Genomic DNA, 6,716 nt, shown 5'->3' with positions numbered 1-6,716 from the left:
AGGTCGCTTAGCTCAGTTGGTAGAGCGCCACCCTTACAAGGTGGATGTCATAAGTTCGAGTCTTATAGTGACCACCATTTTATAAAATCATAAATAGGTTTTATAATCTCTACTTCTTTACTTTGGATGCAGCGGTAGTTCAGCTGGTTAGAATGCCGCCCTGTCACGGCGGAGGTCGCGGGTTCGAGCCCCGTCCGCTGCGCCATCTTGCTTGGTAACAATTTTATAAGTATAATTTGCAAAATAATAAAAAATAGAGCTAAGGAAAAAAATGCTTATTATTGGACATAAATTATTAAAAAATTTAGATTTTTCCTTTATTGAAAGTGTTGAAGAAGTTAAAGATAATAAAGTTTATTGTATTGTTTATGATGAAAAATTGATTTCTTATTTAAGTCAAAATGATTTTGAATTTGCTATTTTAGTGCAAAATAAAGACGAGATATTTTTAGCCAATGCTTTAGGAGCTAAATTTTTGCTATGCAATGATAAAAAACTTGCAAAATTTGCTAGCAAGGTTGCAGAATTTTATGTTTTTGATAGTAGGGTTTTAATGATTGTTGATAAATTAGAGAATTTTAAAAAATTTTATAAATTAAAAATCGATGGAATTATTTTAAAAGATAATATAGATAATTTTCCTAAATTTGTAAAATAAGTGCTAATTGACGAGGTTTAAATAATGCAAAAAAAATCTTTTTTGAAAATTTACGGATTAATTCCTTTTTTACTTATAGCATTCATCAATGCTTTTGTGGATTTGGGACATAAAATTATTATTCAAAATACTATTTATAAGGCCTATGAAGGAAGTGAGCAATTATTTTTAAATGCTATAGTTAATGCTTTGATTTTACTTCCTTTTATTCTTATGCTTTCTCCCTCGGGTTTTTTAGCGGATAAATATCCAAAAAATATTGTAATGAAAATTTCAGCAATTTTCAATGTTATACTCACTTTAATAATTTGCATTTGTTACTATAGCGGTGCTTTTTGGATGGCTTTTATTTTTACTTTTATAATGGGAGCACAAGCAGCGATTTATTCACCAAGCAAATACGGTTTTATCAAAGAACTTGTAGGAAAAGACTTTCTTGCTATGGGCAATGGTGTAATTAATGCAGTAAGCATTATGGCAATCTTAGCAGGAATGGCTTTATTTTCTTTAAGTTTTGAAAGTCTTTATAGCTCTACATATAATCAAACAGATGAAATTTTAAAAGAAGTAGCGCCTTTAGGAATTGTGCTAATTTTATTTTCTTGTATCGAAGTATTTTTTGCGTGGCGTTTACCTAAGCTCAAACAAACAAATAAAGATTTAGTTTTTAATAAAAAAGACTATATTCATGGAAAACTTCTAATAAATAATCTTAAGCTTGTTTTTAAAAATAAAACTATTTGGCTTTGCATAATAGGAATTTCATTTTTTTGGGCTATATCTCAACTTTATCTTGTTAGCTTTCCTGTCTTTGTCAAAAATGAACTTTTCATAGAAAATACTTTTTATGTGCAAATTTCACTCGCTTTTTCTGGTATAGGAGTGATTTTAGGCTCTTTAGTAGCTGGTAAATTTTCAAAAAATTATATAGAACTTGGACTTATTCCACTTGGTGCATTGGGTATGTTTTTAATGGCTTTTTTAATGCCTTATTTTATAAGTTTATTAAGTTATAGTTTTTTATTTTTCTTTTTTGGATTTTGTGGAGCTCTTTTTATCGTTCCTTTAAATACTTTAATCCAATTTCATGCCAAAGAAAATGAATTGGGGCAAATTCTTGCAGGAAATAATTTTTTTCAAAATATTGCCATGTTAGGATTTTTAGTCTTAGCAACTTTATTTGCAAAATTTGAAATCAATGTGGTTTATTTGTTTTATTTTATTACTTTAGTAACCTTTATAGGAGGTTTTTATATACTTTTAAAATTTCCCTTTTCTTTAGTGCGTATACTTTTAAGCATAGCTTTTTTACAACGATACCGCTTACTTGTAGAAGGTTTTGAAAATATACCAGAAAAAGGCGGAGCTTTGCTTTTGGGTAATCATATTTCTTTTATTGATTGGGCTGTTGTACAAATGGCAATTCCAAGAAAAATTTATTTTGTTATGGAAAGAAGCATTTATTCTAAATGGTATATTAAATTTTTTCTTGATAAATTTGGCATTATTCCTGTATCAAGCACGGGAAGTAAGACGAGTTTAGAACTGATAGCAAAGCATATCAAAGAAGGTAATTTAGTTTGCTTGTTTCCTGAAGGTACACTTTCAAGACATGGACAATTAAATGAATTTAAAGCAGGATTTGAATTAGCTTGTGAATATTTAAGCGAAGATGATGGAAAAATTATTCCTTTTTATATAAGAGGACTTTGGGGTAGTGCTTTTTCAAGAAGCGATGAAGAATTTTCAGCAAGAAACCGCACTTTAAATAAAAGAAAAATTGCTATAGCTTTTGGTAAAGCTATGCCTTTGCATTCTAAAAAAGATGAAGTTAAAGCTAAAGTTTTTGAACTTTCTTTTATGGCTTGGAAATCACAATGCGAAGCTATGCATACTATAGCAAGAGCTTGGATAGATACAGCTAAAAAAAATCTAAATCAAATAGCTATTATCGATACACTAGCTGGAGATATTTCTTATAGAAAAATGTTGAGTCTTAGTTTAATTCTTAATTTTTTTATTAAAAGAAAATCCAAAGAATTAAACATTAACCCTCAGCGTGGAAGTTATGCTCCTAAAGAGGAAACTATAGGAATTTTATTACCTGCTTCTTTTGCAAGTTCTTTAACCAATCTATCTGTTTTAATCGCAGAAAAAATTGCAGTAAATCTTAATTTTACTGCTGGAGAAAAAGCTCTAAAAGCAGCTATAAAAAATGCGCAAATTTCACAAATTTATACTTCTAAAACTTTTTTAGAAAAATTAGCAAATAAAGGTATAAACCTAAATTTCGATACAAATATACATTTAATTTATTTTGAAGATATTGTAGAAGATTTTAAAATGCAAAAAACTAAAATTTTTAGCATGATGTTAGCAGTTAGTATCATGCCTAGTTTTATACTCAAAACCATTTTCACTCCTTCAAAAAACAATCTTGCCATCGCAGCTATTTTGTTTAGTAGCGGAAGTGAGGGTTCTCCAAAAGGTGTTATGCTCAATAACCGTAATATTTTAAGCAATATAGCACAAATTTCTGATGTGCTTTGCACAAGAAACAATGATGTCATTCTCTCATCTTTACCACCTTTTCATGCTTTTGGACTTACCGTAACTACATTTTTGCCTTTGCTTGAAGGTATTAAAAGTATCACTTTTGCAGATCCAACTGATGCCTTAGGGGTTGCCAAAACTGTTGCTAAAAATAATGTCACTATTATGTGTGGAACTTCAACCTTTTTAGGAATTTATGCAAGAAATAAAAAACTTGATGCTTTAATGTTTGAAAGCTTAAGAATAGTTGTATCAGGTGCTGAAAAACTAAAAAATGAAGTAAGAACTGCTTTTGAAATGAAGTTTAAAAAAAGCATTTTTGAAGGTTATGGAGCTACGGAAACTACACCTGTAGCGAGTGTAAATTTACCAAATCGTTTTGATGCGGATTATTGGCTTATACATCGTGCCAATAAAGAAGGAAGTGTAGGAATGCCTCTACCTGGAACTGCGGTACGTATTGTTAATCCAAATAATTATGAAAATTTAAAAACAAATGAAGATGGACTCATACTTATAGGCGGTCATCAAGTTATGGTAGGCTATCTTAATAACAAAGAAAAAACCGATGAAGTTATTAAAGAAATTGATGGCATAAGATGGTACAACACGGGAGATAAGGGACATTTGGATGAAGATGGTTTTTTATATATTGTCGATCGTTATTCTCGCTTTGCAAAAATTGGCGGAGAGATGATTTCTTTGGGTGCAATAGAAGAAGAAATTGCCAAATTCATAGATACTGAAGTGGTTAAATTTTGTGCCACATCTTTAGAAGATGAGAAAAAAGGGGAACAAATTGCTTTACTCATAGAATGTAATAATGAAATTTTTGAAAGAGTATGTGAGATTATAAAAAATTCTAATATACCTACACTTTTTAAACCTAGATATTATTTTCAAATAGAAAAAATTCCCCTCCTAGGTTCAGGAAAAGTTGATCTTAAAAAAGTTAAAGAATTAGCTAAAAATTTAGCCATATAATTTGAGCTTATAACAAAGCCCAAATTAAAATTGGCATAGAAACAAAAGCAAAAAGAACTCCAAAGGCTACAGCACTTACGGCTAAATTGCTATCTAGTTTAGCTTTCATTACCATAGCTCCTGCTAAGGTCATAGTAGGAGCTGCGCTTTCTATAATAGCAACAATGGTAGAATTTTTTAATTCTAAATTAAATATTTTTAAACAAAATACAAAAAATAAAGGAGCTAAAATCATTTTAGCAAAGATGACAATTACTGTAGGTTTGTAAGAGGTTTTAATCGCCATAAAGCCAAGTCCTAAACCTATGGCAAAAAGTGCAACAGGGGTTGCAGAAGCGCCAAATAAACGAATAGGAGAGAAAATAAATTCAGGTAAAGTAATTAATTTGCACAAAAAACCAAAAAGCAAAGCTAAAAAAGGTGGAAAACTAAGAATTTTTTTAACATTAGCAAGTAAACTGACTTTTTCTCCATTTCCCAAAGAAAGTATAAAAGGTCCAAAAAGTGATATAGGTAAAGTTGTGGCTAAAGCATCGTAAAATATAACTTCAGCGCTAAATTGTGGGTCATTAAATATACCAGCAACAATAGGCATACCCACAAATATAGTATTTCCAAAACAAGAAAGCAAAAACATACTGACTAAAGTTACTTTAGAAAAATGAAAAACTTTTCCAATAAGAATAGCAAAAAAAGCTGCTAGTATACAGCTAAACAATCCAATAAAAATAAAAATAATCAATGAAAAATCAAAATTTAAATGATATGCTTTATCGAAAATCAAACAAGGTAAAGCAAAAATAATAGCAAAATCTAAAAAAGTCCTAGCTTGTTTTTGCTTTAAAACGCCAATTCTTTTGGCAAAATATCCGCCTGCAAGTAAAATAAAAATTGTAAATAATGGTATAAAAACAAACATTGAATAATCCTTTTTAAGGGATGGTTTTTGAAAACGGATAGAATTATATTCTTTATACTTAAAAAAAATCTTAATATTTTTTAAGTTTTTTAAAAAAAACCAATATTTTTTATTTTTTGTAACTTTAAGAAATTGTAAGTTGAAATTTGATTTTGAATAGTTGGTATTTTAAGTTGAATGATTATAATTTTAAATAATGGTGCGGTTAGCGAGATTTGAATAATGCTAATAAAAACACTACTATACAATATTTATAAATAGCATAAAAATAAAAAGTTAGGATAAAAGTTAGGAAAATTATAAACATTATGTTTATTCCTATTTTTTTAATATTTTTACCATTGTATTTAAAAGTGTATATTAAAGAGTTGATTGAATATATATCGCTCCCGCTAAAAGAAGCGAGAGCATAGGCGAGTGATTGATTGTTATATATTGTTTGAATTGGAGTTTAATTTTTTTCAATTTCTTCAAGATTATATAATGGTTTTCTTACATTTGTACTAATTTTATATTCCTTAATATATCCTGACTTAACCCAATTTCTAATTGTTAGGATATTTACATTAAGCATCTTTGCTATTTCTTCTCTATTATAATATTTTTCAACCATTTTTCCTCTCCTTTTTTTTGGGGGGGGGGGTCTTCTATTTTCTGAAAATCGAGAATGGTTTCTTTTGATATGTAATAACCTTTTTCTAATTTAAAGCTTTTTAGAACATCTCTTGAGTTCCATACACGAACTGTTGTATGGGTTACAGAGTACATTTTTGCAACTTCATCGACAGAATATAATAAGTTTGCTCTTTAAAGCTTCCATCTTCTTGTAGTTTTTTAATTATTTTCATTCTATTGTTATCCTTTCTAATTTTTTTCTATAAAATCTTTTTCAAGCAAATAATCTTTGTTAATGTTTAAAGAATTTTTAGCTCTTGTAACTGCCACATACAAAAGATTTAATTCTTCTTTTGCTATGGTAATTTGTTCTCTTTCTTCAAGTTCTTGCTTGATGTTTAAAAAATCATCAATAATTTCAACATTATTCCACTCTAAACCTTTGCTCTTATGTCCTGTACTTAATATCAAATCAGCTTGTTCTTGTTTTTTAACACAGCTTTTTTCAATATCTTTGATAAGCTTTATAATATCGCTATGTACATATTTAAAAAGAACAAATATTTTTTGTTTTAAGTCAACCTCTTTAGTTTCGTTGATATATTCAAGAAGTTCTTTTAAGTCGGCAAATTTTGCAATAAACTGATTTTTGATATATTTGTGTTTTTTAAACAGAAGATTTTGTATGTCTAATAACTCATCAAAACTATAACTATTCACCCCTCCCACAAAAAATAATTTTTTATTTAAATTTTCTACTGCTATATCAAATAGTTTAGCATTGGTTCTACATATTATAGCTTTTGCTTCATTTTCATCATTTCCCTTTCTTGGTTTTAGCGTTCCTTTAAAATCTCTTGGGGCATTTAAAATTCCCAAATAAGAATTGGCAATAGTAGCTATGCTTTGTGGGCATCTAAAGCTTTGAGTTAGATATAAAATATGAGATTTTGGCATAGATGCTAATACTTCTAAGGAATTTACAGC

Annotated in this window: 5 protein-coding genes, 2 tRNA genes and 1 pseudogene; 4 read left to right on the top strand and 4 right to left on the bottom strand. The window is 28.8% G+C overall.

The annotated features are described in order from the left end of the window. The first annotated feature begins 1 nt into the window (after position 1). The 4 genes from AJ930_RS06635 (at position 2) to AJ930_RS06620 (ending at position 4,195) form a co-directional block, all read left to right on the top strand. A tRNA-Val gene (locus AJ930_RS06635) sits at positions 2-77 on the top strand. Between the two features lie 51 nt (positions 78-128). Next, positions 129-205 (top strand) — tRNA-Asp (locus tag AJ930_RS06630). Positions 206-271: 66 nt separating this feature from the next. Beyond that, entirely contained in the window at positions 272-658 is a 387-nt protein-coding gene (locus AJ930_RS06625) for a hypothetical protein (RefSeq protein WP_044779481.1), read from the top strand. A 24-nt stretch (positions 659-682) separates the two neighbouring features. Beyond that, positions 683-4,195, top strand: a complete 3,513-nt coding sequence (locus AJ930_RS06620; RefSeq protein ID WP_070209934.1) for an acyl-[ACP]--phospholipid O-acyltransferase — start codon at positions 683-685, stop codon at positions 4,193-4,195. Between the two features lie 7 nt (positions 4,196-4,202). On the opposite strand, the gene AJ930_RS06615 is transcribed toward AJ930_RS06620, so the two are convergent. The 4 genes and pseudogenes from AJ930_RS06615 to AJ930_RS06605 all read right to left on the bottom strand — a co-directional run. Beyond that, entirely contained in the window at positions 4,203-5,114 is a 912-nt protein-coding gene (locus AJ930_RS06615) for an AEC family transporter (protein ID WP_002861688.1), read from the bottom strand. A gap of 451 nt (positions 5,115-5,565) precedes the next feature. Next, positions 5,566-5,727 (bottom strand): helix-turn-helix domain-containing protein, encoded by a 162-nt coding sequence (locus AJ930_RS10355; RefSeq protein ID WP_153882520.1) that lies wholly within the window; start codon positions 5,725-5,727, stop codon positions 5,566-5,568. Next, a pseudogene (locus AJ930_RS10845) lies at positions 5,694-5,897 on the bottom strand (hypothetical protein); the annotation flags it as partial. The gene AJ930_RS10355 and the pseudogene AJ930_RS10845, both read right to left, overlap by 34 nt. Before the next feature lie 81 nt (positions 5,898-5,978). Continuing rightward, a partial coding sequence (locus AJ930_RS06605) for a 3'-5' exonuclease (RefSeq protein ID WP_261659507.1) occupies positions 5,979-6,716 on the bottom strand: 738 nt, incomplete at its 5' end.

The organism is Campylobacter sp. BCW_6871 (assembly GCF_001762325.1).
Taxonomy (GTDB): Bacteria; Campylobacterota; Campylobacteria; order Campylobacterales; family Campylobacteraceae; genus Campylobacter_D; species Campylobacter_D jejuni.
The sequence above is the reverse complement of the archived record's forward strand: the minus strand, read 5'-3'. Positions and strand labels throughout refer to the sequence as shown.

Excerpts from the sequence above, each read along its gene's own strand:
- AJ930_RS06625 (WP_044779481.1), top strand. The coding sequence starts at position 272 with ATGCTTATTATTGGACATAAATTATTAAAAAATTTAGATTTTTCCTTT.
- AJ930_RS06620 (WP_070209934.1), top strand. The coding sequence starts at position 683 with ATGCAAAAAAAATCTTTTTTGAAAATTTACGGATTAATTCCTTTTTTA.
- AJ930_RS06615 (WP_002861688.1), bottom strand. The coding sequence starts at position 5,114 with ATGTTTGTTTTTATACCATTATTTACAATTTTTATTTTACTTGCAGGC.
- AJ930_RS10355 (WP_153882520.1), bottom strand. The coding sequence starts at position 5,727 with ATGGTTGAAAAATATTATAATAGAGAAGAAATAGCAAAGATGCTTAAT.